At 63.3% G+C, this 23,519-nt stretch carries 29 protein-coding genes; 18 read left to right on the top strand and 11 right to left on the bottom strand.

Annotation, left to right across the window (positions count from 1 at the left end):
* The first annotated feature begins 9 nt into the window (after window positions 1–9).
* On the top strand, window positions 10–852 hold the full coding sequence (locus tag ACMGG8_RS09475; protein WP_371261320.1) for a methyl-accepting chemotaxis protein: 843 nt from the start codon (window positions 10–12) through the stop codon (window positions 850–852).
* 123 nt (window positions 853–975) lie between these two features.
* Here the strand turns inward: ACMGG8_RS09475 and ACMGG8_RS09470 are convergent, their stop codons facing one another.
* From ACMGG8_RS09470 to ACMGG8_RS09460, 3 genes are read right to left on the bottom strand one after another with little or no spacing between them, the layout of a single operon-like run.
* Window positions 976–1,596 carry an SOS response-associated peptidase gene (locus ACMGG8_RS09470; protein ID WP_060840998.1) on the bottom strand — a complete coding sequence of 207 codons (621 nt, stop codon included), beginning with the start codon at window positions 1,594–1,596 and terminating at the stop codon, window positions 976–978.
* Window positions 1,597–1,631: 35 nt separating this feature from the next.
* A complete protein-coding gene (locus ACMGG8_RS09465) occupies window positions 1,632–1,892 on the bottom strand; it encodes a putative signal transducing protein (protein ID WP_060840999.1) in 261 nt (86 codons plus the stop codon).
* A 15-nt stretch (window positions 1,893–1,907) separates the two neighbouring features.
* The gene (locus ACMGG8_RS09460; protein WP_060841000.1) at window positions 1,908–2,090 is read right to left on the bottom strand and encodes a CPXCG motif-containing cysteine-rich protein; all 183 of its coding nucleotides are present in this window, start codon (window positions 2,088–2,090) and stop codon (window positions 1,908–1,910) included.
* Window positions 2,091–2,229: 139 nt separating this feature from the next.
* On the opposite strand from ACMGG8_RS09460, the gene ACMGG8_RS09455 reads away from it, so the two are divergent.
* Entirely contained in the window at window positions 2,230–3,396 is a 1,167-nt protein-coding gene (locus tag ACMGG8_RS09455) for a 1-acyl-sn-glycerol-3-phosphate acyltransferase (protein WP_060841001.1), read from the top strand.
* Between the two features lie 66 nt (window positions 3,397–3,462).
* Here the strand turns inward: ACMGG8_RS09455 and ACMGG8_RS09450 are convergent, their stop codons facing one another.
* Complete coding sequence (locus ACMGG8_RS09450) at window positions 3,463–3,750, bottom strand: hypothetical protein (protein ID WP_173655916.1); 288 nt, start codon at window positions 3,748–3,750, stop codon at window positions 3,463–3,465.
* 188 nt (window positions 3,751–3,938) lie between these two features.
* Here ACMGG8_RS09450 and ACMGG8_RS09445 point away from each other — a divergent pair, with 188 nt between their 5' ends.
* Window positions 3,939–4,145, top strand: coding sequence for a hypothetical protein (locus ACMGG8_RS09445; protein ID WP_016964398.1), 207 nt, complete (start codon window positions 3,939–3,941; stop codon window positions 4,143–4,145).
* 90 nt (window positions 4,146–4,235) lie between these two features.
* Here the strand turns inward: ACMGG8_RS09445 and ACMGG8_RS09440 are convergent, their stop codons facing one another.
* Window positions 4,236–4,820: a YajG family lipoprotein gene (locus tag ACMGG8_RS09440; RefSeq protein WP_060841003.1), complete on the bottom strand. Its 585-nt coding sequence runs from the start codon at window positions 4,818–4,820 to the stop codon at window positions 4,236–4,238.
* A 206-nt stretch (window positions 4,821–5,026) separates the two neighbouring features.
* Here ACMGG8_RS09440 and ACMGG8_RS09435 point away from each other — a divergent pair, with 206 nt between their 5' ends.
* Window positions 5,027–5,260, top strand: coding sequence for a hypothetical protein (locus tag ACMGG8_RS09435; protein ID WP_414159497.1), 234 nt, complete (start codon window positions 5,027–5,029; stop codon window positions 5,258–5,260).
* 736 nt (window positions 5,261–5,996) lie between these two features.
* The gene (gene mqo / locus ACMGG8_RS09430; protein WP_102860278.1) at window positions 5,997–7,508 is read left to right on the top strand and encodes a malate dehydrogenase (quinone); all 1,512 of its coding nucleotides are present in this window, start codon (window positions 5,997–5,999) and stop codon (window positions 7,506–7,508) included.
* A gap of 67 nt (window positions 7,509–7,575) precedes the next feature.
* Here mqo and ACMGG8_RS09425 read toward each other — a convergent pair whose 3' ends face one another.
* The 4 genes from ACMGG8_RS09425 to ACMGG8_RS09410 all read right to left on the bottom strand — a co-directional run bounded on the left by ACMGG8_RS09425 (window position 7,576) and on the right by ACMGG8_RS09410 (window position 9,541).
* Window positions 7,576–7,863: a PA4642 family protein gene (locus ACMGG8_RS09425; protein WP_060841006.1), complete on the bottom strand. Its 288-nt coding sequence runs from the start codon at window positions 7,861–7,863 to the stop codon at window positions 7,576–7,578.
* A gap of 63 nt (window positions 7,864–7,926) precedes the next feature.
* Window positions 7,927–8,412: a hypothetical protein gene (locus tag ACMGG8_RS09420; RefSeq protein ID WP_060841007.1), complete on the bottom strand. Its 486-nt coding sequence runs from the start codon at window positions 8,410–8,412 to the stop codon at window positions 7,927–7,929.
* A gap of 94 nt (window positions 8,413–8,506) precedes the next feature.
* Window positions 8,507–8,980, bottom strand: coding sequence for a WbuC family cupin fold metalloprotein (locus ACMGG8_RS09415; protein WP_060841008.1), 474 nt, complete (start codon window positions 8,978–8,980; stop codon window positions 8,507–8,509).
* 3 nt (window positions 8,981–8,983) lie between these two features.
* Window positions 8,984–9,541: a hypoxanthine-guanine phosphoribosyltransferase gene (locus ACMGG8_RS09410; protein WP_042941423.1), complete on the bottom strand. Its 558-nt coding sequence runs from the start codon at window positions 9,539–9,541 to the stop codon at window positions 8,984–8,986.
* Between the two features lie 165 nt (window positions 9,542–9,706).
* On the opposite strand from ACMGG8_RS09410, the gene upp reads away from it, so the two are divergent.
* Both upp and ACMGG8_RS09400 read left to right on the top strand, forming a co-directional pair.
* Window positions 9,707–10,345 (top strand): uracil phosphoribosyltransferase, encoded by a 639-nt coding sequence (upp, locus tag ACMGG8_RS09405; RefSeq protein ID WP_011063386.1) that lies wholly within the window; start codon window positions 9,707–9,709, stop codon window positions 10,343–10,345.
* A 2-nt stretch (window positions 10,346–10,347) separates the two neighbouring features.
* Entirely contained in the window at window positions 10,348–11,622 is a 1,275-nt protein-coding gene (locus tag ACMGG8_RS09400; protein ID WP_060841009.1) for a uracil-xanthine permease family protein, read from the top strand.
* A 55-nt stretch (window positions 11,623–11,677) separates the two neighbouring features.
* On the opposite strand, the gene hemH is transcribed toward ACMGG8_RS09400, so the two are convergent.
* Together hemH and ACMGG8_RS09390 are read right to left on the bottom strand one after the other, a co-directional pair.
* Complete coding sequence (gene hemH / locus ACMGG8_RS09395) at window positions 11,678–12,703, bottom strand: ferrochelatase (RefSeq protein WP_060841010.1); 1,026 nt, start codon at window positions 12,701–12,703, stop codon at window positions 11,678–11,680.
* 13 nt (window positions 12,704–12,716) lie between these two features.
* Window positions 12,717–13,619, bottom strand: coding sequence for a TIGR01777 family oxidoreductase (locus ACMGG8_RS09390; RefSeq protein WP_060844592.1), 903 nt, complete (start codon window positions 13,617–13,619; stop codon window positions 12,717–12,719).
* Window positions 13,620–13,813: 194 nt separating this feature from the next.
* Between ACMGG8_RS09390 and ACMGG8_RS09385 the strand changes: the two genes are divergently transcribed.
* The 11 genes from ACMGG8_RS09385 to ACMGG8_RS09335 all read left to right on the top strand — a co-directional run bounded on the left by ACMGG8_RS09385 (window position 13,814) and on the right by ACMGG8_RS09335 (window position 23,488).
* Window positions 13,814–14,800: an NAD(P)/FAD-dependent oxidoreductase gene (locus tag ACMGG8_RS09385; RefSeq protein WP_060841012.1), complete on the top strand. Its 987-nt coding sequence runs from the start codon at window positions 13,814–13,816 to the stop codon at window positions 14,798–14,800.
* On the top strand, window positions 14,797–15,012 hold the full coding sequence (locus ACMGG8_RS09380; protein WP_015636962.1) for a TIGR02450 family Trp-rich protein: 216 nt from the start codon (window positions 14,797–14,799) through the stop codon (window positions 15,010–15,012). Before ACMGG8_RS09385 ends, ACMGG8_RS09380 begins: the two co-directional genes overlap by 4 nt.
* Window positions 15,013–15,132: 120 nt before the next feature.
* Window positions 15,133–16,083, top strand: a complete 951-nt coding sequence (locus ACMGG8_RS09375) for a YbgA family protein (RefSeq protein ID WP_414159496.1) — start codon at window positions 15,133–15,135, stop codon at window positions 16,081–16,083.
* Window positions 16,084–16,086: 3 nt separating this feature from the next.
* Complete coding sequence (locus ACMGG8_RS09370) at window positions 16,087–17,022, top strand: MerR family transcriptional regulator (protein WP_060841014.1); 936 nt, start codon at window positions 16,087–16,089, stop codon at window positions 17,020–17,022.
* 13 nt (window positions 17,023–17,035) lie between these two features.
* Complete coding sequence (gene phrB, locus ACMGG8_RS09365) at window positions 17,036–18,481, top strand: deoxyribodipyrimidine photo-lyase (RefSeq protein WP_060841015.1); 1,446 nt, start codon at window positions 17,036–17,038, stop codon at window positions 18,479–18,481.
* Complete coding sequence (locus ACMGG8_RS09360) at window positions 18,474–18,899, top strand: nuclear transport factor 2 family protein (RefSeq protein ID WP_414159495.1); 426 nt, start codon at window positions 18,474–18,476, stop codon at window positions 18,897–18,899. The genes phrB and ACMGG8_RS09360 overlap by 8 nt, the downstream gene beginning before the upstream one ends.
* The gene (locus ACMGG8_RS09355; protein WP_060841017.1) at window positions 18,896–19,666 is read left to right on the top strand and encodes an SDR family NAD(P)-dependent oxidoreductase; all 771 of its coding nucleotides are present in this window, start codon (window positions 18,896–18,898) and stop codon (window positions 19,664–19,666) included. Before ACMGG8_RS09360 ends, ACMGG8_RS09355 begins: the two co-directional genes overlap by 4 nt.
* Entirely contained in the window at window positions 19,663–20,910 is a 1,248-nt protein-coding gene (locus ACMGG8_RS09350) for an NAD(P)/FAD-dependent oxidoreductase (RefSeq protein WP_060841018.1), read from the top strand. Before ACMGG8_RS09355 ends, ACMGG8_RS09350 begins: the two co-directional genes overlap by 4 nt.
* Window positions 20,907–21,722, top strand: a complete 816-nt coding sequence (locus ACMGG8_RS09345; protein ID WP_060841019.1) for a DUF1365 domain-containing protein — start codon at window positions 20,907–20,909, stop codon at window positions 21,720–21,722. The genes ACMGG8_RS09350 and ACMGG8_RS09345 overlap by 4 nt, the downstream gene beginning before the upstream one ends.
* Window positions 21,709–22,980 carry an SAM-dependent methyltransferase gene (locus ACMGG8_RS09340; protein ID WP_060841020.1) on the top strand — a complete coding sequence of 424 codons (1,272 nt, stop codon included), beginning with the start codon at window positions 21,709–21,711 and terminating at the stop codon, window positions 22,978–22,980. Before ACMGG8_RS09345 ends, ACMGG8_RS09340 begins: the two co-directional genes overlap by 14 nt.
* Window positions 22,973–23,488, top strand: a complete 516-nt coding sequence (locus ACMGG8_RS09335) for a DUF2878 domain-containing protein (protein ID WP_015636971.1) — start codon at window positions 22,973–22,975, stop codon at window positions 23,486–23,488. The genes ACMGG8_RS09340 and ACMGG8_RS09335 overlap by 8 nt, the downstream gene beginning before the upstream one ends.
* The last annotated feature ends 31 nt before the right edge of the window (window positions 23,489–23,519 follow it).

The raw sequence follows: 23,519 nt of genomic DNA, 5'->3' as shown, positions 1-23,519 counted from the left end.
CTGCAGGCGATGATCAGCCAGGTGGTGACCTCGGTGCAGAGCGTCAGCGACTCCTCGGAGCACACCGCCGACATCGCCATTCGCACCAACCAGGGTGTGCATAAACAGATGGTGGAAATCGATCAGGTGGCCACCGCGGTGCATGAGATGACCGCCACCGCCCAGGATGTGGCGCGCAACGCGACCCAGGCCGCACAAGCCGCCAGCCATGCCGATCAGGCCGCCAGCCAGGGCATGCAGATCGTGCGCGACACCTCCAGCGCCATTGGCGCCCTGGCCGAGGAAATCGGCCGCGCGGTAGGCGTGGTGCAAACCCTGGCCAAGGACAGCGAGAACATCAACGCCATCCTGATCGCCATTCGCGGCATCGCCGAACAGACCAACCTGCTGGCCCTCAACGCGGCGATCGAGGCAGCCCGGGCCGGCGAACAGGGGCGCGGCTTTGCCGTGGTCGCCGACGAGGTGCGCAACCTGGCGCAGAAGACCCAGCAGGCCACGGAAGAAATCCAGTCGATGATCCAGCAACTGCAGCAGGGCACCCGGGAAGTGGTGCGGGTCATGGAAGACAGCCAGCACAAGACCGACCAGAGCGTGGAGCATGCGGCCAAGGCCGCCCAGGCCCTGGAAACCATCACCCAGGCCGTGTCGGTGATCAACGACATGAACACCCAGATCGCCAGCGCCGCCGAGGAGCAGAGCGCCGTGGCCGAAGACATCAACCGCAACGTGATCAACATCGGCCAGGTGGCCAACGAAGTGGCCGGCGGCGCCGACGAGTCCAGTGCGGCCAGCGCCGGGCTGACCAAGCTGGCGGAACAGCAACGCCGCCTGATCAATCAGTTCAAGGTGTAAGCAGGCGACCCGCCTCCCCGCGCAGGAGCCGGCTGCTCGGCGAAGACGCTCTCAAAAGGGCCTCTTCGCGGGCTAGCCCGCGCCTACGGCCTGCTTGTGCAATCAGTGCCCGTGGCCGGTCCGTCAGGCCGGCGTCAGGCACTCGGGACCGTTGAGCTTGGGATCGTTGACCAGATTGGCCAGGACCCGCTCGCGCAAGGCCGCGGGCGGGCTGGCAAGCAAGGCTTGCAGCACGTGCAACGGAGTCTCTGGATCGAGCCAGGCGTCCTGGCCGGCGGCATCGAGGATCAGCGGGCGGCGCAGATTGGCTGCGGCCTGGGTCACCACCGCCGTACTCAACCAGACCTGCTCCTGCACCGGGTAGGCCTCCCAAATCGCCGCAAAGAAGATCGACGAACCCTCCCCCGGCGTCAGCCAGTAAGGCCGCTTGCGGCTGCCACCACGCCACTCATAGAAACCGTTGGCCGGCAGCAGGCAACGCCGCTCGCGAAACGCCTGGCGAAACATCGGCTGTTCGGCCAGGGTTTCCGCCCGGGCATGAGCCGGTGTGCGCGACAGATCGGTGAGCCACGCCGGGGTCAGCCCCCAACGGGCCCGGGCCAGGGTGCGCTGGCCGTTTTCCGCGCGCTGGATCAGCACCGAATCATTGGGCGAAATATTCCACTGCGCGCGCTGATCCTCGGGAAATCCCGGCAAGGCGGCAAAGGCGGGGTTCCAGCGAAACAGGGCATAACGTCCACACATGGGGCAATACAACTCTCGGCAAATCGGCGCTCAGCCTAACAGACCAGCACCCCGGCGAAGCTGTCAGGTTCGTCAAAGGGCAATGGCAGGGCCGCATTGTACGCAGCGATCAGGGCGCGTGCCTGCTGCGCCTGATGGTCGTGCACCGACAGCCCCAGCAACCCGAACAACGGCAGCTCCCCGGCCCCGCCGAGCAGGTCGCGCCCCTGGAGGTGGGACTCGATGCCCTCGCTGGCCAGCATGCACTGGAGCAACTCACCTTCCATCAGGTTTTCCGGCTCGTAGATGCGCTGCATGAGAGCCTCTCCCCGTCAGTCGTTTTCACTGTGAACGTCGAGCATCCATTCATGGCCATCGGTCTGCAGCGTGAAGACTATCGGCCGGCAGCATACCGGGCAGTCTTCAATGTAGGTCTGGTCGCCAGCGGACAGGTCCAGAACCGCTTCCGCCTGTTCGCCACAGTAAGGGCACTGATAATGGTCGGTTTCCAGCATCGCCGTCTCCAGAGTGACTTATGCGTATAATCGCCGGTCTATTTGCAGGGCTTTTTTGTCTGAACCGCATTTTCAGACCGCGCCCGGCTTTTTTTCGATCCGAACCTTTACTTACCCTAGCCGTTTCTAACAAGAGAGCATGATGGGCGAATTCGATGCCATCCGACCTTACCACGACAGCGAAGTACCAGCGGTGCTGGCCCGGCTGCTCAGCGACAAGGCGTTTCTAGATATCCTCACCCACTTTCGCTTCCCGCGTTTTGCCAACACGTTCGGCTGGCTGCTAAAACCCCTGATCGCCCATCGCCTGCGCCGCGAGTTCGCCGGAGTCACTTCGGTGGCCACGTTGCAGGACAAGGTCGAGTTCTATGTCGACCACACCATCGAACGCGCCACCGACGGCGTGACCTACACCGGCGTCGAGCAGTTCAAGTCGGGCACCGCCTATGTATTCCTGGCCAACCATCGCGACATCGTCATGGACCCGGCCTTCGTCAACTACGCGGTGTATCACGCAGGCCTGCCGACACCACGCATCGCCATTGGCGACAACCTGCTGCAGAAGCCGTTTGTCAGCGACCTGATGCGCCTGAACAAGAGTTTCATCGTGCACCGCTCCATCAGCGGTCGTCGGGAAAAACTCGCGGCCTACCAGTTGCTCTCGGCCTATATCAACCACTCGATCCGCAACGACGGCCAGTCGATCTGGATCGCCCAGGCCGAAGGCCGGGCCAAGGATGGCGACGACCGCACCGAGTCGGCCATCCTCAAGATGTTCCACATGAGCCGCAAGGACGAGCCGTTTGGCGAGGTGATCCGCTCGCTGAACCTGACCCCGGTGTCCATCAGCTACGAATACGACCCTTGCGACCAGGCCAAGGCTCGCGAGCTGTATATCCGCGCCACCACCGGCAGCTACACCAAGGCCCCGGGCGAGGACGACGTGAGCATCGCCAAGGGCATCACCGGCTACAAGGGCCGGGTCCACGTGAACTTCGCCGCTCCCATCAGCGCCCTGTTCGAAGACACCAAGCAACTGGCGATGGAAATGGACCGGCAGATTCTCGGCGGCTACCGCCTGTTCCCGGTGCACTACCTGGCTTACGCCCAGTGGAGCGACGCCGACCCGCAACTGCAGGTTCCGGCCGCCGCCGAAGTGTTCCCGGCGCAGGAACTGGCCAAGGCCGAGGCAGAATGGCAACGCCGACTGGATGCCTGTCCGCCGGAGCACCGCCCTTATCTGGTGCTGCAATACGCCAACCCGGTACGCAACCAGTACCGGGTCAAGGCCGGCCTGGCGCTGTAAGCGCGGCCCCGCAACGCACAACGGCGCCCATGGGCGCCGTTGTCGTCTCTGCAGCTTGGTGCCGGATCAGAAACGCGTGCTGATCCAGGACACCAGCAGCGCCAGCCCCAGGCAGGCGAAACCGAAACGATAGAAGAAGCGATTGATGCGCACAGTGGCGGGATCCAGCATCAGCAGCGGCTGATCCACGGCCCGGTCTTCACTCTGGGTGGCCAGGTTGGCCAGGGCCCGCTGTTCGCGGCGGCGGGTGGCATGCAACAGCCAGCTGCCCGGACAGGCGAACAACAGGGCCAGCAGGTTGATCAATTTGGCGGGGTGGGCGTTGAACATCGACCAGATCAGTTGCAGCGACATCATGAACCTCGAAGGAAAACCGCATTCGGGTCGCCGAGTGCACCCGCGCGCAGATTCTACTCAATCGCCGTCGAATCGCGGGGGGCTTTCCGACCAGTAACGAGGCACGGGGCAATTAATTTAAAGCGTCATCTTTTCGTCATCCAAACAAGCCAGTCTGTCGCCCCTCGAAACCCACGGAGCTTGTCATGCTGCACGCAGAAAACCAGGATCGCCTCTACCTGATCACCCCCAGCGAAGAACAGCAGGCGCTGGTGGGCGCCCTGGCCTTCAATGTTCAGGACCGGCACTGGCTGGTGTATTGCGCACTGGGCGGCCATCAGCACGCGGATCTCCCGGAAACCGACCTGCTGACCGGCATCAGCATGTTGGACTTCTACGTCGAAGCGGCCTGAGACACGACCAACAAAAAGCCCGGCGGCCTGAAGGGGCAACCGGGCTTCTGTCGACTGGGCCGGCAACGGATCCAGGTCCGTTGCAGCGCCTTATTCGCCGAGGATCTGACCGATGGTCGGGTCCTTGAACAGGCGGGTCAGCGCATCGCTCAACACATCGCCCACCAGCTTGGTGTTGGTGTCCTGGTTCGGCGCCATGCCGAAACGCTGGTCCAGGGACGCGCCATAGCGACCGCTGTAGCGGCGGTTGGCGTTTTGCACATCGGATCGGAAGGTCGCGCCAATGGTGGCCTCGGTCACGTACAGGCCTTCTTTAGGCGACTGGTACTTGAGCTCGGCCAGGGTCACGGTCAATTGCGGGGCGTTGCTGCCTCCAGCCGTCGGGGTGAAGCCCAGCAGGCGCACCGCCGCTTCGGCCTGGGCCTGCAGCTTCGGCAGGATCTGCGCGCTCTGCACGGTAATGGCGCTGGTTTCCGGATACAGGCCGCCACGGGTGCCCAGGGTCGGCGACGGACGTCCATCCACCACCTTCACCACCACCGGCTGACCATGGCCGACAGGCGCCAGCTGAGTGGTGAGCTTCGGCTCCGGGCTCAGTTGTTGCGGGCTGTGGGCGCAACCCACCAGCGACAGGCTGGTCACAGTGATCAAACCGAACAACAGGCGTTGCAACATGCTCATCTCTCCAGGAATCAGGCACAAACAGGCCCGCAGTATAGCGGTGCACAACCGCGACGAACCAGCGTCGGGCACGAGTTAGTCAAGACTCAGACAGGTGCCGTACAAGCGGGTTCCTGTAACCTGCCTTTCACCCGCGATACATCATCATGTAACGGTTCAAGGTCATTCTTATCGTCAATGACACAATCAGGTGCCTGGTCATGAACTTCCTCCGCTCCCTGTTCGCCCCGCGTCAGTCATTTCGCAGCTTCGCCTTGCTGGACAGCCAGGGACGCTGCCAGGCCTTCAAGCATTGTCTCGCCGCCCCGGTGGGCGACGGCTGGGTGGAAATCCAGGAGGTTCGCCTGAACTGGTTGCACCAGCCATTGCCCGCCAGCGCTCGGATCAGCCCACGCAGCAGCGGCCCTGTGGTGCAACCGATACTGGCCACCTGACCAACAGCCTAATAAAAGTCACGAAACAGGATCATTTCTGCGCATTTCTTCGTTACAATCTCCCCCCGATTATAAGGACGTCTCCTGATCGGGCCTCGCAGTACCGCCAACGCCACTGCATTGGCACCCCGCACCGCCCACAGAGAGCCGCCCACACAGATCGAGTGAAGCTGGCGTGCTTGCTGTACCACCTTGCAAACCTCCACTTTTCGCGAATCTGCAGAGCTGCCATTGCTCGGCCACTGAATTTTGCCCGTTGTGCCCGCGTGCCTTGCATGCCGGCAACACCGCTCGGGCCAGGTGCCAGGCCGAGGCAGCCCTTTTTTGAGGTTCACGTCTTCAAAAGAGCGTGAAAAAACGGGTTTTCACAACTTCACAAGAGTGTGGCGAGCAAATGAATAGTTTTGCGTCTGAACTGGCACCATTGGCCTCTACAACAGCCCGATTACACAGGACCGAGCACTCCTCAAGAACTGGTGCTTGAAGCCTGTCCGCTGACGGATTTGGTTGCACGAGCGGATGTATCGACCATAAGTCGAATTGCCCGAAGCGCCCCGAGATGCGTTCATATGCACCTTGAGGCCCGGTTGGCAGCGTCCGCAGTAGTTGCAAAGAATTGCGAAGATTCGGACATGGCGATCCTGGCCATGGGTAACCTGGGGCATTACGTTAACCGCCCCGTCACTCCTGGCAGCCATGCCGTCAATTTGGTGCTGCAGATTTTGGAGACGCGTTAATGGCGCATAACGAAGCAGTAGACGTCGTATTGGTTGGGGCCGGCATCATGAGTGCCACCCTCGCTGTACTGCTCAAGGAGCTCGACCCCGCGATCAAGCTGGAAGTCGTCGAGCTGATGGATTCGGGTGCCGCGGAGAGTTCCAACCCGTGGAACAACGCCGGTACCGGCCACGCCGGCCTCTGTGAGCTGAACTACACGCCACAGGCCGCCGATGGCAGCATCGACATCAAGAAAGCCGTGCACATCAATACCCAGTTCGAAGTGTCGAAACAGTTCTGGTCCTACCTGACCAAGAAAGGCACCTTCGGTTCGTCCAAGTCCTTCATCAGCCCGGTGCCGCACCTGAGCTTCGTGCAGGGCGACAAGGGTGTGTCCTTCCTCAAGAAGCGGTTTGAAGTGCTGAGCCAGCACCACGCTTTCGCGGACATGGAATACACCGAAGACAAGGCCAAGATGGCCGAGTGGATGCCGCTGATGATGCCGGGCCGCCCGGCGGACGAAACCATCGCCGCGACCCGGGTGATCAACGGCACCGACGTCAACTTCGGCGCCCTGACCAACCAGTTGCTCAAGCACCTGACCAGCGCACCCGATGCCCAGGTCAAGTACTGCAAGCGCGTGACCGGCCTCAAGCGCAACAAGGACAACGGCTGGACCGTGAGCATCAAGGACGTCAACAGCGGCAACAGCCGCGAAGTCGACGCCAAGTTCGTGTTCCTCGGCGCCGGCGGCGCGGCGCTGCCGCTGCTGCAGGCTTCCGGCATTGAAGAAAGCAAGGGCTTCGGCGGCTTCCCGGTGAGCGGCCAATGGCTGCGTTGCGACAACCCGGAAGTGGTCAAGCAGCACCAGGCCAAGGTCTACAGCCAGGCCGCGGTGGGTTCGCCGCCGATGTCGGTGCCGCACCTGGACACCCGCGTGGTCGATGGCAAGAAGTCCCTGCTGTTCGGACCCTATGCCGGCTTCACCACCAAGTTCCTCAAGCACGGCTCGTTCCTCGACCTGCCAATGTCGGTTCGCGCCGGCAACATCGGTCCAATGCTGGCCGTAGCCCGGGACAACATGGACCTGACCAAATACCTGGTCAGCGAAGTCATGCAGTCCATGGAGCAGCGCCTGGAGTCCCTGCGCCGCTTCTATCCACAAGCCAAGGCCGAAGACTGGCGCCTGGAAGTGGCCGGACAACGGGTACAGATCATCAAGAAAGACCCGAAGAAAGGCGGCATCCTGCAGTTCGGCACCGAACTGGTGGCGGCCAAGGACGGCTCTCTGGCCGCCCTGCTCGGCGCCTCTCCGGGCGCATCGGTGACCGTGTCGATCATGCTGGAACTGATCGAACGCTGCTTCCCGGCCAAGGCCAGCGGCGAATGGGCCACCAAGCTCAAGGAAATTTTCCCGGCGCGGGAGAAGGCCCTGGAAACCGACGCGGCGCTGTATCACAAGATCAACAGCGAAAATAACCTGAGCCTGGAGCTGGTCGAGCCAAGCAAGGAAACCGAAAGCTGCGCCTGATCCACCGCCCATAAAAAACGCCCCGTCCTGTGCAGGTCGGGGCGTTTTTTTATGCGTTCTGAACGACTCAGCCGCGGGCGTTGTTCATCAGCTCGATGTAGTCGGCGGCGTTGCGCTGATCCTTGATCAGGTCAACGAAGGTCTGGCCGTGCTCATCCTTGCCGTCCAGGTCCAGGCCGGCTTCGAGGAAGAAGACCAGGAAGCGCTCGAAGTCGTCGATGCGCAGACCACGATAGGCCTTGATCAGCTTATGCAGGGACGGCGAAGTGGCGTCGACCGGCTCGAAATCGAGGAACAATTTGATCTGCTCGTCGCTGATCTCGTCACCAATCACTTGTTTCTTATCTTTACGCATCGCCGACTCCAGCTCGCAGACATTACACGGGGCCGGCAGTTTACCCTCAGCCTGCCTCGGGCCTCAACGCGGACGCACGCTGCCGGTGTGCAAGTCGGCCCAGATATGGCCATTGGCGTAGCTGAGGAATTGACAATACACGGTGTCGTTACGCAACAGGTCCATCACCGCCCGGTACTGAGCCAGGGGGTAATAGAGCGTCAGGGTCCTGGCCTTGGCGTCGTACTGGGGCTTTTTCAGGCTTTTGCTCTCACCGTCGAAATTCACCAGCACCTGGCTGATGGTGGCGCCCTTGTTCAACGGCTTGCCCTTGAGCCGCACCCACACCGGCGAGGTCACCGGAATCGGCTGCTGATTGGATTGACGCTGGCTGCCGATCACTACCGAGTACTCGGTGACCTGCAACAGCTGCTGCTGTTCAGGAACCGAGTCGCGCAGAGTCAGGTCATCAGGCGGCAGGAATTGCCCATGCAGGGGCGCCGGGGCAGCTGCCAGGGGCAGGCTCAAGCTCAGAAGAAGGGCCGCGCTAGTGCGAATCAACAGGCTCATGACAGGCTCCAATCAAGGGCTGAGCACTCTAGCACGGGTTTTTGCCGCAGATCTTCACCTCCTGCGATCGTAACCTCAGGTTACGCACAGACCCTCAGTCGAACTGAGCACGCATCCAGGCCTGGTATTCGGCGACCCCGGGCTCACCTTCCCGGGGTGCCCAAGCGGCCAGCTCACCGTCACTCACCGGACGATAAGGACCGGCCTTGCATTCGAACATCAGGCTGTCGGCTTCAAGCACCACCAGGCCATGGAACACCCCGGCCGGCAGATCGACACCGATGCAGTCACCACCGGCCTGCAAGACGCGCTTGCCCTGGACCTGGCCCGCCTCATCGAAGATCAGCACGCCCAACCGCCCCTTGAGCACCAACAGGGTCTCGGCCTTGTCGGCGCTCAGGTGCCGGTGCGGGGGAACATAGGTCGAGGGTTGCAGCGCCACCGCCATGCGATGGCAAGGCTCTTCCATGGCGTGGAAGTTGTGGTGCTGACGACCACGGGGATTGGCCGCCGCCTTCTCAGCCAGGTCGCTGAACAAGGCTTGATCGAGAAAGCTCGGCACGGTCATGTCTTACATCCCCTTCACGGCATAGATGCCGGCGGCGTTACGCCAGTAGCCCTTGTAGTCCATGCCGTAGCCGAAGACGTAACGGTCGACGCAAGGCAGGCCCATGTAATCGGCCTTGAGGTCCGGACGGGCCTTGCGATCGTGTTCCTTGTCGATCAGCACTGCCGTGTGCACGGCACGGGCGCCGGCGTGTTTGCAGAAGTCGATGATGGCGCCCAGGGTGTGCCCCTCATCGAGAATGTCATCGATGATCAGCACGTCGCGGTCAATAAAGGAGACTTCCGGCTTGGACTTCCAGAACAGCTCGCCACCGCTGGTTTCGTTGCGATAGCGCGTGGCGTGCAGGTAGGAGGCTTCCAGGGGGAACTGCAAGTGGGTCAGCAGTTTGCCGGCGAAGATCAGGCCGCCGTTCATGACGCAGAACACCACCGGATTGCGCTCAGCCAGTTCTTCAGTGATTTGTGCACCGACACGGGCGATGGCCGCCTCGACTTCAGCTTCGGTGTACAGGCAGTCAGCCTCGCGCATGATTTGACGGATATGCTCGAGATCAGCGGACATGGCGCTCTCCAAGGGGGTGGCAGTTTCGGAAAAGCGGGCAAAGGTACGCATCCGGCCCGATCAGATCAAGCGTTTCTGGACTAACGTACTTTATGTCTATAGGACAACCACCCCGGATAGATTAATCTAGGCCGTTTTTTTTGCCCGCCGCCGGAGCCTTTCCCTATGCCCATCCGTGAGATCCGCCATCCGCTGATCCGACACAAACTTGGCCTTATGCGCCGCGCAGACATTAGCACGAAGAACTTTCGCGAGCTCGCTCAGGAAGTCGGTGCCCTGCTGACGTACGAAGCCACCAAAGACCTGCCCCTGGAAAGCTATGAAATCCCGGGCTGGTGCGGCCCTGTCCAGGTCGAGAAAATCGCCGGCAAGAAGATTACCGTGGTGCCGATCCTGCGCGCCGGTATCGGCATGCTCGAAGGCGTACTGAGCCTGATCCCGGGCGCCAAGGTCAGCGCCGTGGGCGTGGCCCGCAACGAGGAAACCCTGCAGGCCCACACCTACCTGGAAAAACTGGTACCGGAGATCGACGAGCGCCTGGCGATGATCATCGACCCGATGCTAGCCACCGGCAGCTCCATGGTCGCCACCATCGACCTGCTGAAAAAGGCCGGTTGCCGCGACATCCGCGCCATGGTCCTGGTGGCCGCTCCCGAAGGCATCGCCGCCGTGGAACAGGCCCATCCGGACGTGACCATCTACACCGCGTCCATCGATCAGAAGCTCAACGAACATGGCTACATCATTCCTGGCCTGGGTGATGCCGGTGACAAGATCTTCGGCACCAAGCAGAAGGACTCCTGACCATGCAGGACGAGTTCAACGATCCGCTCTGGCGCCAGGTGCTGTCTGGCGCACAGATGCTCTTCGTGGCCTTTGGCGCCCTGGTGTTGATGCCGCTGATTACCGGTCTTGACCCGAACGTGGCGCTGTTCACGGCGGGTCTCGGGACTCTGTTGTTCCAGCTGGTAACCGGGCGCCAGGTGCCGGTGTTCCTGGCGTCGAGCTTTGCCTTCATCACCCCGATCATTCTTGCCAAGGGCCAGTTCGGCCTGGCGGCGACCATGGGCGGCGTGATGGCGGCAGGCTTCGTCTACACCTTCCTCGGCCTGGCGGTGAAGATCAAGGGCACCGGTTTCATCGACCGTCTGCTGCCGCCGGTGGTCATTGGCCCGGTGATCATTTCCATCGGCCTGGCCATGGCTCCCATCGCCGCCAACATGGCCATGGGCAAGGCCGGTGACGGCAGCGAGCTGATCCATTACCAGACGGCCATGATGATCTCCATGCCGGCGCTGCTCACCACGTTGATCGTGGCGGTGTTCGGCAAAGGCATCTTTCGCCTGGTGCCGATCATTTCCGGGGTGCTGGTGGGCTTTGCCCTGTCCTTCTACTTCGGCGTGGTGGACACCGCGAAGATCGCCGCCGCCCCCTGGCTGGCACTGCCACACTTCACCGCACCAGAGTTCAACTGGCAGGCGATCCTGTTCATTGTCCCTGTGGCCCTGGCTCCGGCCATCGAGCACATCGGCGGAGTCATTGCCGTGGGCAGCGTCACCGGTCGCGACTACCTGAAGAAGCCCGGCCTGCATCGCACCCTGTTCGGTGACGGCATCGCCACCACCGCAGCCGGCCTGTTCGGCGGCCCGCCCAACACCACCTATGCCGAAGTCACCGGCGCAGTGATGCTGACCAAGAACTACAACCCGAAAATCATGACCTGGGCAGCGGTCTTCGCCATCTCCCTGGCCTTTATCGGCAAGTTCGGCGCCCTGCTGCAAAGCATTCCGGTGCCAGTGATGGGCGGGATTCTCTGCCTGCTGTTCGGTTCGATTGCCGCGGTGGGCATGAATACCCTGATCCGCCACAAGATCGACCTGGGCGAAGCCCGCAACCTGGTGATCGTCTCGGTCACCCTGGTGTTCGGGATTGGCGGCGTGCTGGTGGGAACCGGCACCGGTCCGGACGACTTCGGCCTCAAGGGCATCGCCCTGTGCGCCATCGTCGCCATCGTGCTGAACCTGGTGCTGCCGGGTAATGACGGCTGGAAGAACAAGAAGGCCGATGAGCCTTTGATCTGAAGACGCGTTCGCCGGCAAGTCCGCTCCGCAGGAGCTGGCTTGCCGGCGAAGCTGTTTACAACGCCAACGGCGCCCTGGCGCACAAGGTGTTCAAGGCCTGCGCCCATTGCGGGTCGTCATTCAGGCACGGGATCAACAGCAGATCCTCGCCCCCCGCCTCACGGAACTGCTCGCGCCCGCGATCACCGATCTCCTCCAGCGTCTCGATGCAATCGGCGACAAACGCCGGGCACATCACCATCAGCTTCTTCACGCCCTGCTTGGCCAGCTCATCAAGGCGCGTCTCGGTGTAGGGCTCGATCCATTTGGCCCGGCCCAAGCGCGACTGAAAGGACACCGACCATGTGCCATCCGCCAGCCCCAGGTGCTCGGCAAGGGCCGATGCCGTTCGCAGGCACTGGGCGCGATAACAGGTGGCCAACACCGCGGGAGAAGCGTTGCGGCAACAGTCGGCATCCTTGAAGCAATGCTGACCGGTAGGGTCGAGCTTGGTCAGGTGCCGCTCCGGCAGACCGTGGAAGCTCAGCAGCAGATGATCATGCTCCTGGGCCAGGTAGGGTCTGGCGCTGGCCGCCAGGGCCTCGATGTACTCGGGCTGATCGTAGAACGGCTGCAGCACGCTCAATTGCACATCCAGCTTGCGCTCGCGCACCACGCGCCGGGCCTCCTCGATCACCGTGGTCACGGTGCTGTCGGCGAACTGTGGATAAAGCGGGGCCAGGGTGATTTTCTTCTGTCCCTGGGCCACCAGCTTGAGCAGCGCCGACTCGATCGAAGGCTCGCCGTAACGCATCGCCAGCTCTACCGGGCCCTGCTTCCACTGCTCGCTCATCACCTGCTGCAAGCGGCGGCTGAGCACCACCAGCGGCGAACCGTCCTCCCACCAGATCGAGGCGTAGGCATGGGCCGACTGCTCCGGGCGCTTGATCAGGATCAGCGACACCAATAACCGCCGCACCGGCCAGGGCAGGTCGATGACATAGGGGTCCATGAGGAACTGGTTGAGGTAGCGGCGCACATCCGCCACCGAAGTGGAGGCCGGCGAACCGAGATTGACCAGGAGCAACGCGTGATCGGTCATGCAACGTCCTATTTCAAAGGCGGCTGGCAATATCGTCCAGGGCCGCGGACAAATCAGTGAACTGGAAAGTGAATCCCGCCTCCAGCAAACGCGCGGGAACGGCACGCTGGCCACCCAGCAACAGCAACGACAACTCACCCAGGGCCAGGCGCAAGACAAAGGCCGGCAGCGGCATCAGCGCCGGACGGTGCAGCACCCGCCCCAGGCTCTTGGCGAATTCGCGGTTGCGCACCGGCTTCGGCGCGCAGGCATTATAAGGACCCCGTGCCTCATCCTGATGCACAAGAAAATCAATCAGGGCAATTTGGTCGTCGATATGAATCCACGGCATCCACTGCCGGCCGCTACCGATAGGACCGCCCAGTCCCAGCTTGAACGGCAGCAGCAGGCGCGACAAAAAGCCGCCCTCGGCAGACAGCACCAAACCGGTGCGCACCAGCACCACACGCACCCCCATGGCTTCGGCACGCTGGGCCGTTTCTTCCCAGGCAATGCACAGCTGGCTGGCAAAGTCTTCATTGACCGGCGGCGAATCCTCGCTCAGTTCCCGCTCCCCTGCGTCGCCGTACCAGCCCACCGCCGATCCCGAAACCAGGACCTTGGGCTTGCTCTGGCGACTTTCGAGCCAGGCCAGCAGGGTTTCGGTGAGGGCAATACGGCTGCCCCACAGCAGCGCCTTGCGCTTATGGGTCCAGGGCCGATCGGCGATCGGGGCGCCGGCCAGGTTGATCACCGCATCCAGCGGCGCCTGGTCCAGCTCTTGCAAAGTTCTGATGGCCCGCACTTGAGGGCCGCACAGAGCGGCCACTTTTTCGGGATGGCGCGTCCATACACTCAATTGGTGACCCTGGGCCTGCCAGTAACGACACAGCGCACGCCCGATCAAACCAGTACCGCCGGTCAGCAATATATGCATGACATCTTCCTCGCGTGGCGTTTTACCCGAATCACTAGTCTATTTTTATAAGCAGGGATCTTTTCAATCGGACAGGCTGTGACTTAACGATAGACAACCTGCACAACCGATGACGCCGAAAGCTATACCAAAAAACAATATTGTACAGGTTTTAGTAGCGGCGTAATCTGTACAGACTGGTAAACGAGGCCCCTATGACAGTACCCATCGCAATCATTGGTACCGGCATCGCCGGACTCTCCGCCGCCCAGGCACTTCGAGATGCCGGGCACAGCATCCAACTCTTCGACAAAAGCCGCGGCAGCGGTGGACGCATGTCGAGCAAGCGCAGCGATGCCGGCAGCCTGGATCTGGGGGCCCAGTACTTTACCGCCCGGGACCGTCGTTTCGTCACCGAAGTCCAGCGCTGGCAAGCCAAGGGCTGGGTCGCCGAATGGGCACCGCAACTCTACAACTCCCACGGCGGCCAGCTCAGCCCCTCCCCCGATGAGCAGACCCGCTGGGTCGGCACGCCACGCATGAGCGCCATCACCCGCGCCCTGATCGGCGACCTCGAAGTGCACTTCGCCTGCCGCATCACCGAGGTCTTCCGTGGCGAACAGCACTGGCACCTGCAGGACGCCGAAGGCTTTACCCACGGCCCCTTCAGCCATGTGGTGATTGCCACGCCGGCGCCGCAAGCCACCGCTTTGCTGGCCGCCGCGCCGAAGCTCGCCGGGGTGGCCGCCGGGGTGAAAATGGACCCCACCTGGGCCGTGGCCCTGGCTTTCGATACCCCACTGGAAACCCCGATGGAGGGCTGCTTCGTCCAGGACAGTCCACTGGACTGGCTGGCCCGCAACCGCAGCAAGCCTGGACGCGATAGCCACCTCGACACCTGGATCCTGCATGCCACCAGCACCTGGAGTCGGCAGCACATCGACCTCTCCAAGGAGGCCGTGACCGAACAATTGCACGGGGCCTTCGCCGAGCTGCTGCACAGCGTCATGCCCGCCCCGACCTTCAGCCTGGCCCATCGCTGGCTCTACGCCCGCCCGGCCACCAGCCATGAATGGGGCGCCCTGGCCGACGCCGACCTGGGGCTGTATGCATGCGGCGACTGGTGCCTCTCCGGTCGGGTCGAAGGCGCCTGGCTCAGTGGCCAGGAGGCCGCACGCCGGCTGCACGAGAGCCTGCAGTGAATCGACTCAACCCACGCAAACTGCTGCTGTCGAAATGGACGGCAGCCCATCCGCAGCGCCGCGAAAAGCACTTTCTGGTCACCGAACTCTTCTGCGATGAAGAAGGCACCGTGCTGGACATCGAACTGCAAGCGGTGCTCACCCGACGCTGCCAGCGATTGAGCTGGCAAACCCTCCAAAACGACAGCGAGTGGCGAATGGGCTGGCGGTAACCGGCGCAACCGCAGGGCAATACCTATACAAACAATTTGACTTGTACAACTTTAATTCTATGATGAAGACAAGTTGTACAACGTTAGGTTTTTGTACAGGTAAGCCCTGGAGGTTGCAGCATGTCCGCCAAGCCGAAAATTGCCATCAGCGCCTGCCTGATGGGTGTGGAAGTCCGCTACAACGGTGGACACAAAGAGTCCCGGCTGTGCAGCCGAGTCCTCAGCGAACACTTCGACTTCGTGCCCCTGTGCCCGGAAGTCGCTATCGGCATGGGCACCCCCCGCGAACCTATCCGACTGGTCGGCGACCCCGAGCAGCCGCGGGCCGTGGGCACCGTGGACCCCAGCCTGGACGTCACCCTGCCCCTGGCCGAATATGGCGAGCGCATGGCGGCCGAGGTCGATGACATCTGCGGCTACATCTTCATGCAGAACTCGCCCTCCTGCGGCCTGGAGCGGGTCAAGGTGTATCAGGCCAACGGCATTCCCCATCGCAACGGCGGTCGCGGCATCTATGCCCAGGCGTTCTGTCAGAAACATCCCGATCTGCCAGTGGAAGAAGCCGGGCGCCTGAACGATCCGGTGCTGCGGGAAAACTTCCTGACTCGGGTCTACGTCTATCGCGACTGGCAGGCGCTGCTCAAGCAGGGCCTGACTCGCCGCGCCCTCACGGACTTCCACTCGCGCTGCAAATACCTGCTGATGGCCCATCACCCGGTGCAGTACAAGACCCTGGGCAATCTGCTGGGCAGCATGGGCAAGAGCGATCCGAGCCTGATCGGCCCGCGCTATTTCAGCGAGCTGATGGCGGCGCTGAGCAAATGCGCGACCCGCGGCACCCACAGCAATGTGCTGCAGCACCTGAGCGGCTACCTCAAGCAAGCCATCAGCAGCGCGGACAAGCAGGAAGTGCAGCATGTCATTGGTCAGTACCGTCACGGCATCGTGCCTCTGGTGGTGCCCCTGACCCTGCTCAAGCACCACTTCCGCCAGCACCCCGATCCCTACATCGCCCAGCAGTTGTATTTGCAGCCGCACCCGGAAAACCTCAGCCTGCGCAACGCGATCTGAGCCATGAAAGCACTCGATCAACAGGCCGAAGACAACAGCGCCCACTACCGGCGCGCCCTGGATGAAGGCTGGCTGCCGATTCGCGAAGTGGCGCGCCAGACCGGGGTCAACGCCGTCACCCTGCGCGCCTGGGAGCGCCGTTACGGACTGATCGTGCCCCTGCGCACCCCAAAGGGCCACCGCCTGTACTCCCAGGAGCAGGTGCAGGAAATTCTCACCATCCTCACCTGGCTCAATCGCGGGGTGGCGGTCAGCCAGGTCAAGCACCTGCTGGACAGCGCCCCAAGCGCCAGCACACCGGCCGAGAACGACTGGCAGCGCCTGCGCCAGACCCTGAGCCTGGCGATCAGCCAACTGGCCGAGCGCAAGGTCGACGACACCTTCAACCAGGCCATGGCCCTGTATCCGCCGCGCACCCTGTGCGAGCACCTGTTGATGCCGTTGCTGGCAGAACTGGAGCAGCGCTGGCAGGGTCAGTTCGGCAGCCAGATGGAGCAGGTGTTCTTCTACTCCTGGCTGCGCAGCAAGCTGGGGGCACGGATCTACCACAACAATCGACAGCTGCAGGCCCCACCGCTGCTGCTGGTCAACCAGTCGGACCTGCCGCTGGAACCCCACCTGTGGCTGACCGCCTGGCTGGCCAGCAGCGCCGATTGCCCGGTGGAAGTCTTCGACTGGCCACTGCCCGGCGCCGAACTGGCCCTGGCCGTCGAACGCCTGCAGGCCCGGGGCCTGCTGCTGTATTCAAGCAAGGCTCTCAACCCTGCGCAGTTGCCCAGGCTGCTCAACGGCATCGGCTGCAAAAAATTCATCGCCGGACCCGCGGTGTGCATCCATCCCGCCGAGTGGTCCGTATGTCTCTCTGAAATCGCCGATCTGCACCTGGCCCAGGACCCGATAACGGCCTGCCAGGCGCTGCTCGAGCGAGGACTCTTCTGAACCGGGAATCAGCATGCAATTGATCTGGCTGCGCAGCGACCTGCGCCTACATGACAACACCGCCCTCTGCGCCGCCACCCAGCGTGGCCCGACCGTAGCGGTGTACCTGCTGAGCCCGGAGCAGTGGCAGGCCCACGACGATGCGCCGTGCAAGGTCGACTTCTGGCTGCGCAATCTGCAGTCGTTGAGCAAGGCCCTGGGCCGCCTGAACATCCCCCTGCTGATCCGCAGCGCCGCCACCTGGGACCAGGCGCCCCAGGTCCTGCTGGAACTGTGCCGGCAACTGCAGGTACGCATGCTGCATTTCAACCAGGAATACGGGATCCACGAAAGCCGTCGCGACGCCGCGGTGACCCGGGTTCTGGAAGAGGCCGACATCAGCGTCCAGGGCCACCTCGATCAACTGCTGTTCCAGCCCGGTAGCGTGCTGACCAAGAGCGGCGGCTACTTCCAGGTATTCAGCCAGTTCCGCAAGGTCTGCTACAGCCGCCTGCACAGCGCACTGCCGGCCCTGGTCGCCAGCCCCAAGGCGCAATTGCCGCTGTCGATCCAGGCCGATCCCGTGCCCCGTCATATCGACGGCTTCCCGTCCCCCAGCCAATCACTGCGCGACCTCTGGCCGGCCGGCGAAGATCAGGCCCTGGGCCGCCTGGAACAGTTCACCGACGAGCAGATCCACTACTACCAGAGCGAACGCGACTTCCCGGCCAAGCCCGGCACCAGTCAGCTTTCGCCCTACCTCGCCGCCGGAGTGATCTCGCCGCGGCAATGCCTGCACGCCGCCTTGCGCTGCAACCAGGGAGAGTTCGAAAGCGGCAATCCCGGCGCCGTCACCTGGATCAACGAACTGCTGTGGCGCGAGTTCTACAAACACATCCTGGTGGGTTACCCACGGGTTTCCCGGCACCGCGCCTTCCGCCCGGAAACCGAGGCGGTGGCCTGGCGTGACGCCCCCGAAGACCTGGCGGCCTGGCAAGAAGGCCGCACCGGCCTGCCGATCATCGACGCCGCCATGCGCCAACTGCTGGAGACCGGCTGGATGCACAACCGCCTGCGAATGGTGGTGGCGATGTTCCTGACCAAGAACCTGCTGATCGACTGGCGTGAAGGCGAGCGCTTCTTCATGCGCCACCTGATCGACGGCGACCTGGCGGCGAACAATGGCGGCTGGCAATGGAGTTCCTCCACCGGCACCGACGCCGCGCCGTACTTCCGCATTTTCAACCCCGTCAGCCAGTCGGAACGTTTCGATGCCGAAGGGCGCTTCATCAAGCACTGGCTGCCGCAACTGGCGGGGTTGAACAAAAAGGATATCCACAACCCGGGGGCCATGGGCGGCCTGTTCGCAGTCGCCGACTACCCGGCGCCCATGGTCGACCTGGCCATGTCCCGGGATCGCGCCCTGGCCGCCTTCAAGGCCCTGCCTGCGCGGCCGGACGCGGGAGGTTCCCATGACTGACTTCCTCCAGCGCTTCGCCCGGGACTTCGCTAGCCTCGACAAGCACAACCTGCAGCGCCTGGATCAGCTCTACAGCGAGGACATCCAGTTCACCGACCCGCTGCACGAGGTCAATGGCTTGCCGCGCCTGCGGCACTACTTCGCCGAGCTGTACGCCAATGTCAGCGAGCTGCGCTTCGACTTCCACGGCATCGACACCTGCGGCGAAGGCCAGGGCTACCTGCGCTGGACCATGAGCTACCGCCACCCGCGCCTGCGCGCTGGCCAGCTGGTCCGGGTCGCCGGCTGCTCGCACCTGCACTGGCGAGACGACAAGGTTTATCGGCATCGCGACTATTTCGACGCCGGCGCGCTGCTCTATGAACACCTGCCGGTACTCGGCGCGGTGATCGCCTGGTTGAAAAGGAGGCTCGGATGAACCCGGCAATGCCACGGCGGATCTGGCTCACCGGTGCCAGCAGCGGCATCGGTGCGGCGCTGGCCGAAGAGCTGCTCAAGGCTGGCGCCCAGGTGGCCGTCAGCGCCCGTTCGCGCGAGCCCCTGGAGGCCCTGGCCCAGCGGTATCCGGGTCGGGTGCTGGTGGTGCCCGGCGATCTCACCGACGCCCTGCAGGTGCGCGAGATCGGCAAGCGCATCGCCCAGGCCTGGGGCGCCCTGGACACGGCGATTCTCAATGCCGGCACTTGTGAATACATCGACGTGCAGCAATTCGACGCGGCGCTGATCCAGCGTGTGCTCAACAGCAACCTGCTGTCCGCCGGCTATTGCATCGAAGCCGCACTGCCCTTGTTGCGGGCCGGCAATCAGCCCCACCTGGTGGGCGTGGCCAGTTCCGTGACCTATCTGCCGCTGCCCCGGGCCGGCGCCTACGGCGCCTCCAAGGCCGCCCTGCGTTACCTGCTGCAATCCTTGCGCATCGACCTGGCCGCCGAGGGCATCGACGTCACCGTGGTCAGCCCGGGCTTCGTCGATACCCCGCTGACCGCGCGCAACGACTTTGCCATGCCCATGAGCTGGCCCGCCGCCAAGGCCGCCCGACATATCCACAAGCGTCTGTCACACCGGGATCTGGAGATCGCTTTCCCCGCCCCGTTCATCTTCGGCCTCAAGCTGCTGTCCTGGCTGCCCGGCCGCCTGCAACTGGCCATCGCCAAACGCCTGGCCCGCACGGGGAGTGCATCGTGAAAATCGCCATAATCGGTAGCGGCATCGCCGGCCTGACCTGCGCCTACGTTCTCAACCGTCGCCATGACATCCGGGTCTTCGAGGCCGGCAGCTGGATCGGCGGTCACACCCACACCGTGGAGGTCAGCCACAACGGCGAAACCCAATCCGTGGACACCGGTTTCATCGTCTTCAACGACTGGACCTACCCCAACTTCATTCGCCTGCTGGGCCAGATCGGGGTCAAGTTCAAACCCACCGAGATGAGCTTCTCAGTGTGCGATCCGGCCTCGGGCCTGGAGTACAACGGCAACAACCTCAACAGCCTGTTCGCCCAGCGGCGCAACCTGCTGTCGCCCGGGTTCTGGGGCATGCTGCGGGACATTCTGCGCTTCAACAAAGCCGCCTTGCTCGATCTGCAGCAGCAGCGGATCGCCGCCGACACCACCCTTGGCGACTACCTGAAAAACCAGGGCTATGGCGAGCGTTTTATCCAGCACTACATCGTGCCCATGGGGTCGGCGATCTGGTCGATGTCACGGGTGCAGATGCTCGGTTTCCCCTTGCAGTTCTTTGTGCGCTTCTTCAAGAACCACGGCTTGCTGTCGGTGAACAATCGTCCCCAGTGGTGCGTGATCGAAGGCGGCTCAAGCCGCTATATCGAACCGCTGACCGCCTCGTTCCGCCAGCACATCCGCCTCGACTGCCCGGTGCAACGGGTCGAGCGCGACGAAACCGGCGTGCTGATCCACAGCGCCGCCGGCAGCGAACGCTTCGACAAGGTGGTGTTCGCCTGTCACAGCGACCAGGCCCTGCAACTGCTGGCCAGCCCCAGCCGGGCCGAGCGGGAGATTCTCCAGGCCCTGCCCTACGCCGACAATGACGTGGTACTGCACACCGATACCCGGCTGCTGCCCCGCCGGCGCCTGGCCTGGGCCAGCTGGAACTACCGCCTGGACGCCAGCGGCGACAAAGCCGCCGCCGTGACCTACGACATGAACATCCTGCAAGGCCTGAAGAGCGACACCACTTTCTGCGTCAGCCTCAACCAGACCGCGGTCATCGACCCGACGCAAATCCTTGCCCGCTTCACTTACGCCCACCCGCAGTACAGCCTCGAAGCGGTGGCGGCCCAGGCCCGCTGGAGCGAGCTGCAAGGCGCCCAGCACAGCTTCTACTGCGGCGCCTACTGGGCCAACGGCTTTCACGAAGACGGCGTGGTCAGTGCGTTGCGCGTGGCCCAGGCCTTTGGTGAACAACTGTGAACAGTGCCCTGTACAGCGGCTGGATCAGCCACCGGCGCTTCGCCCCCAAGGACCATGCCTTCCGCTATCGGATCGGCCTCTTGTACCTGGACCTGGACGAGCAGGAGGCGGTGCTGGGACTCTCACCCCTGGCGGGCCGCAGCCGTTTCGCCCCCTTCGCCTTCCGCGAAAGCGATTACCTGAAAGACTTCACCGGCCAGGGCATGCGCCTGATCGACGCGGTACGCCAGCAAGTGGCCGCGGCCATCGGCCATGTGCCGGGCGGCGCGGTGCGCCTGTTGACCCAGGTGCGCAGCTGGGGCCTGGCGTTCAATCCGGTGAGTTTCTTCTACTGCTTCGAGGCCGACGGGCAACTGGCGGCGATTCTCTGTGAAGTCACCAACACCCCGTGGCGCGAGCGCTATCACTACGTGCTGCCGGCCCGCCCGGACAGTGCCACGGCTCCCGAGCACCAGCACTTTGCCGTGGCCAAGGCCTTTCATGTGTCACCGTTCCTGCCCCGGGACCTTGAGTACCGCATGAGCTTCAGCCCACCAGCCGAGCGGCTCGGGGTGCACATGGCCGACTGGCAGGGTGATCTGAAGGTATTCGACGCCACCCTCAGCCTGCAGCGCCAGGCCCTGGATCGCCGCAGCCTGCACCAGTACCTGCGCAGTTTTCCATGGATGACCGCCAAGACCTGCCTGGCCATCTACTGGCAGGCCCTGCGCCTGACCGCCAAGGGCATCACCTTCTTTCCCCATGAGGCCGCCGACGGCGCCTATCGCACAGCCGCTGTACAACCCAAGGATCGCCGCCATGAAATCCTCTAGCGTATCGGCCAGAAATACCCTGTTCAGCACCCACAGCCTGACCGCCAACCTGTTGCGTCGCGGCGTGCTGCGGCAACTGGCACACCTCAAGCACGGCCAACTGCTGGTCATCGAAAACGCCGAGCGCCTGGTCTTCGGCGACCGCACGGCGGCCTTGGTGGGTGAGATCCATATCCACGACAGCAGCGCCTGGGGCCTGGTGGCCAGCAGCGGCTCGATCGGTGCCGGCGAAGCGTTCATCCACGGCTACTGGAGCACCCCGGACCTGACGGCGGTGATCCGCGTCTTCGTCAGCAACCTGGACGTGCTGGATGCCATGGAAGGCGGCCTGGCGCGACTCGGCCGGCCGTTGGTACGCGGCCTGCACTGGCTCAATCGCAACACGCGCAAGGGCTCGCAGAAAAACATCGCCGCCCACTACGACCTCGGCAATGAGCTGTTCGAGCAGTTTCTCGACCCCACGATGATGTATTCGGCCGCGCAATTTCGCAGCGAGGACGACAGCCTGGAGCAGGCCCAGTTGAACAAACTGGAACGCATCTGCCAGAAACTCGCGCTCAAGCCCGAGGATCACCTGCTGGAGATCGGCACCGGCTGGGGCAGCATGGCGCTGTATGCGGCGCAGAACTACGGGTGCCGCGTGACCACCACCACCTTGTCCAAGGAACAGTTCGCCTATACCCGCCAGCGCATCGACGCCGCCGGCCTGCAGGACCGGGTGACCCTGTTGCTGGAGGACTATCGCGACCTGGACGGGCATTACGACAAGCTGGTGTCCATCGAAATGATCGAAGCCGTGGGCCACCGCTTCCTGCCCACCTACTTCCAGCAGTGCGCGAAGTTGCTCAAAAGCAACGGCCTGATGCTGCTGCAAGCCATCACCATCCGTGACCAGCGCTATGAACAGGCGAAGAACGGCGTGGACTTCATCCAGCGCTACATCTTCCCCGGCGGCGCCCTGCCCAGCGTGCACAAGATGCTCGAAGTGGTCAGCCGCGACACCGACATGAACCTGCTGCACATGGAGGATTTCGGCCTGCACTACGCCCGCACCCTGCGCCTGTGGCACGAGAACTTCCGCCGCGCCCACGGCCGCCTGAGCGAGCTGGGCTATGACGCGTACTTCCTGCGCCTGTGGGAGTTCTACCTGTGCTACTGCGAAGGCGGTTTCCTGGAGCGCAGCATCGGCACCGCGCAGATGCTCCTGGCCAAACCCTCGGCGGTGCCGCAACCCCTGCTGGGCCGTTTCGATGCGTAAACAACTGGCCAACGCCCTGCTGTTCCAGCTGGGCTGGTTCATCTGTGTGCTGTCCGGCGACAGCGCCTGGCTGCTGCTGGGGGTGGCGATCCTGCTGGCGCATTTTCGCTGGATCGGCAGCTGGGCCGCGGAAGGCCGGATGATTTTCGGGGTCGCCCTGACCGGCATTACCCTGGACAGCTTCCTGCACTGGCTGGGGGTGTTCCAGTTCCAGCAAGTGAGCCTGCTGATTCCCCTGTGGCTGATCGTGCTCTGGGCCTTGCTGGGAACCACTCTGCGTCACTGCCTGGCGTGGACCGCCCGGCCCTGGTGGCTGACCTGCCTGGTTGGCGCACTGTGCGGACCGCTGTCCTATTACGCCGGGGGCCGCCTGGCCGGAGTGAGCTTTGCCTATGGCCTGTGGCCAACCCTGCTGGGGCTGGGACTGCTGTGGAGCATGCTGCTGCCGCTGCTGCACGTGCTCGCGCGCCCCACTGCGGAAGAACCGCAGGCAGCCATCCCGGACTGAGCGTCCGTCCGGGCTTTCCCACAGCAGGGGC

This window comes from Pseudomonas sp. BNK-45, assembly GCF_047456255.1.
GTDB lineage: Bacteria > Pseudomonadota > Gammaproteobacteria > Pseudomonadales > Pseudomonadaceae > Aquipseudomonas.
The sequence above is the reverse complement of the archived record's forward strand: the minus strand, read 5'-3'. Positions and strand labels throughout refer to the sequence as shown.

Coding starts and splice junctions, on each gene's coding strand:
- ACMGG8_RS09340 (WP_060841020.1), top strand. CDS start 21,709: ATGAAATCCTCTAGCGTATCGGCCAGAAATACCCTGTTCAGCACCCAC.
- ACMGG8_RS09390 (WP_060844592.1), bottom strand. CDS start 13,619: ATGCATATATTGCTGACCGGCGGTACTGGTTTGATCGGGCGTGCGCTG.
- ACMGG8_RS09450 (WP_173655916.1), bottom strand. CDS start 3,750: ATGTCGCTGCAACTGATCTGGTCGATGTTCAACGCCCACCCCGCCAAA.
- hemH (WP_060841010.1), bottom strand. CDS start 12,703: ATGACCGATCACGCGTTGCTCCTGGTCAATCTCGGTTCGCCGGCCTCC.
- ACMGG8_RS09385 (WP_060841012.1), top strand. CDS start 13,814: ATGACAGTACCCATCGCAATCATTGGTACCGGCATCGCCGGACTCTCC.
- ACMGG8_RS09375 (WP_414159496.1), top strand. CDS start 15,133: ATGTCCGCCAAGCCGAAAATTGCCATCAGCGCCTGCCTGATGGGTGTG.
- ACMGG8_RS09335 (WP_015636971.1), top strand. CDS start 22,973: ATGCGTAAACAACTGGCCAACGCCCTGCTGTTCCAGCTGGGCTGGTTC.
- ACMGG8_RS09355 (WP_060841017.1), top strand. CDS start 18,896: ATGAACCCGGCAATGCCACGGCGGATCTGGCTCACCGGTGCCAGCAGC.
- ACMGG8_RS09370 (WP_060841014.1), top strand. CDS start 16,087: ATGAAAGCACTCGATCAACAGGCCGAAGACAACAGCGCCCACTACCGG.
- upp (WP_011063386.1), top strand. CDS start 9,707: ATGCCCATCCGTGAGATCCGCCATCCGCTGATCCGACACAAACTTGGC.
- ACMGG8_RS09475 (WP_371261320.1), top strand. CDS start 10: ATGATCAGCCAGGTGGTGACCTCGGTGCAGAGCGTCAGCGACTCCTCG.
- ACMGG8_RS09360 (WP_414159495.1), top strand. CDS start 18,474: ATGACTGACTTCCTCCAGCGCTTCGCCCGGGACTTCGCTAGCCTCGAC.
- ACMGG8_RS09435 (WP_414159497.1), top strand. CDS start 5,027: ATGAACTTCCTCCGCTCCCTGTTCGCCCCGCGTCAGTCATTTCGCAGC.
- mqo (WP_102860278.1), top strand. CDS start 5,997: ATGGCGCATAACGAAGCAGTAGACGTCGTATTGGTTGGGGCCGGCATC.
- ACMGG8_RS09400 (WP_060841009.1), top strand. CDS start 10,348: ATGCAGGACGAGTTCAACGATCCGCTCTGGCGCCAGGTGCTGTCTGGC.
- ACMGG8_RS09465 (WP_060840999.1), bottom strand. CDS start 1,892: ATGCAGCGCATCTACGAGCCGGAAAACCTGATGGAAGGTGAGTTGCTC.
- phrB (WP_060841015.1), top strand. CDS start 17,036: ATGCAATTGATCTGGCTGCGCAGCGACCTGCGCCTACATGACAACACC.
- ACMGG8_RS09445 (WP_016964398.1), top strand. CDS start 3,939: ATGCTGCACGCAGAAAACCAGGATCGCCTCTACCTGATCACCCCCAGC.
- ACMGG8_RS09470 (WP_060840998.1), bottom strand. CDS start 1,596: ATGTGTGGACGTTATGCCCTGTTTCGCTGGAACCCCGCCTTTGCCGCC.
- ACMGG8_RS09455 (WP_060841001.1), top strand. CDS start 2,230: ATGATGGGCGAATTCGATGCCATCCGACCTTACCACGACAGCGAAGTA.
- ACMGG8_RS09425 (WP_060841006.1), bottom strand. CDS start 7,863: ATGCGTAAAGATAAGAAACAAGTGATTGGTGACGAGATCAGCGACGAG.
- ACMGG8_RS09460 (WP_060841000.1), bottom strand. CDS start 2,090: ATGCTGGAAACCGACCATTATCAGTGCCCTTACTGTGGCGAACAGGCG.
- ACMGG8_RS09410 (WP_042941423.1), bottom strand. CDS start 9,541: ATGTCCGCTGATCTCGAGCATATCCGTCAAATCATGCGCGAGGCTGAC.
- ACMGG8_RS09420 (WP_060841007.1), bottom strand. CDS start 8,412: ATGAGCCTGTTGATTCGCACTAGCGCGGCCCTTCTTCTGAGCTTGAGC.
- ACMGG8_RS09440 (WP_060841003.1), bottom strand. CDS start 4,820: ATGTTGCAACGCCTGTTGTTCGGTTTGATCACTGTGACCAGCCTGTCG.
- ACMGG8_RS09415 (WP_060841008.1), bottom strand. CDS start 8,980: ATGACCGTGCCGAGCTTTCTCGATCAAGCCTTGTTCAGCGACCTGGCT.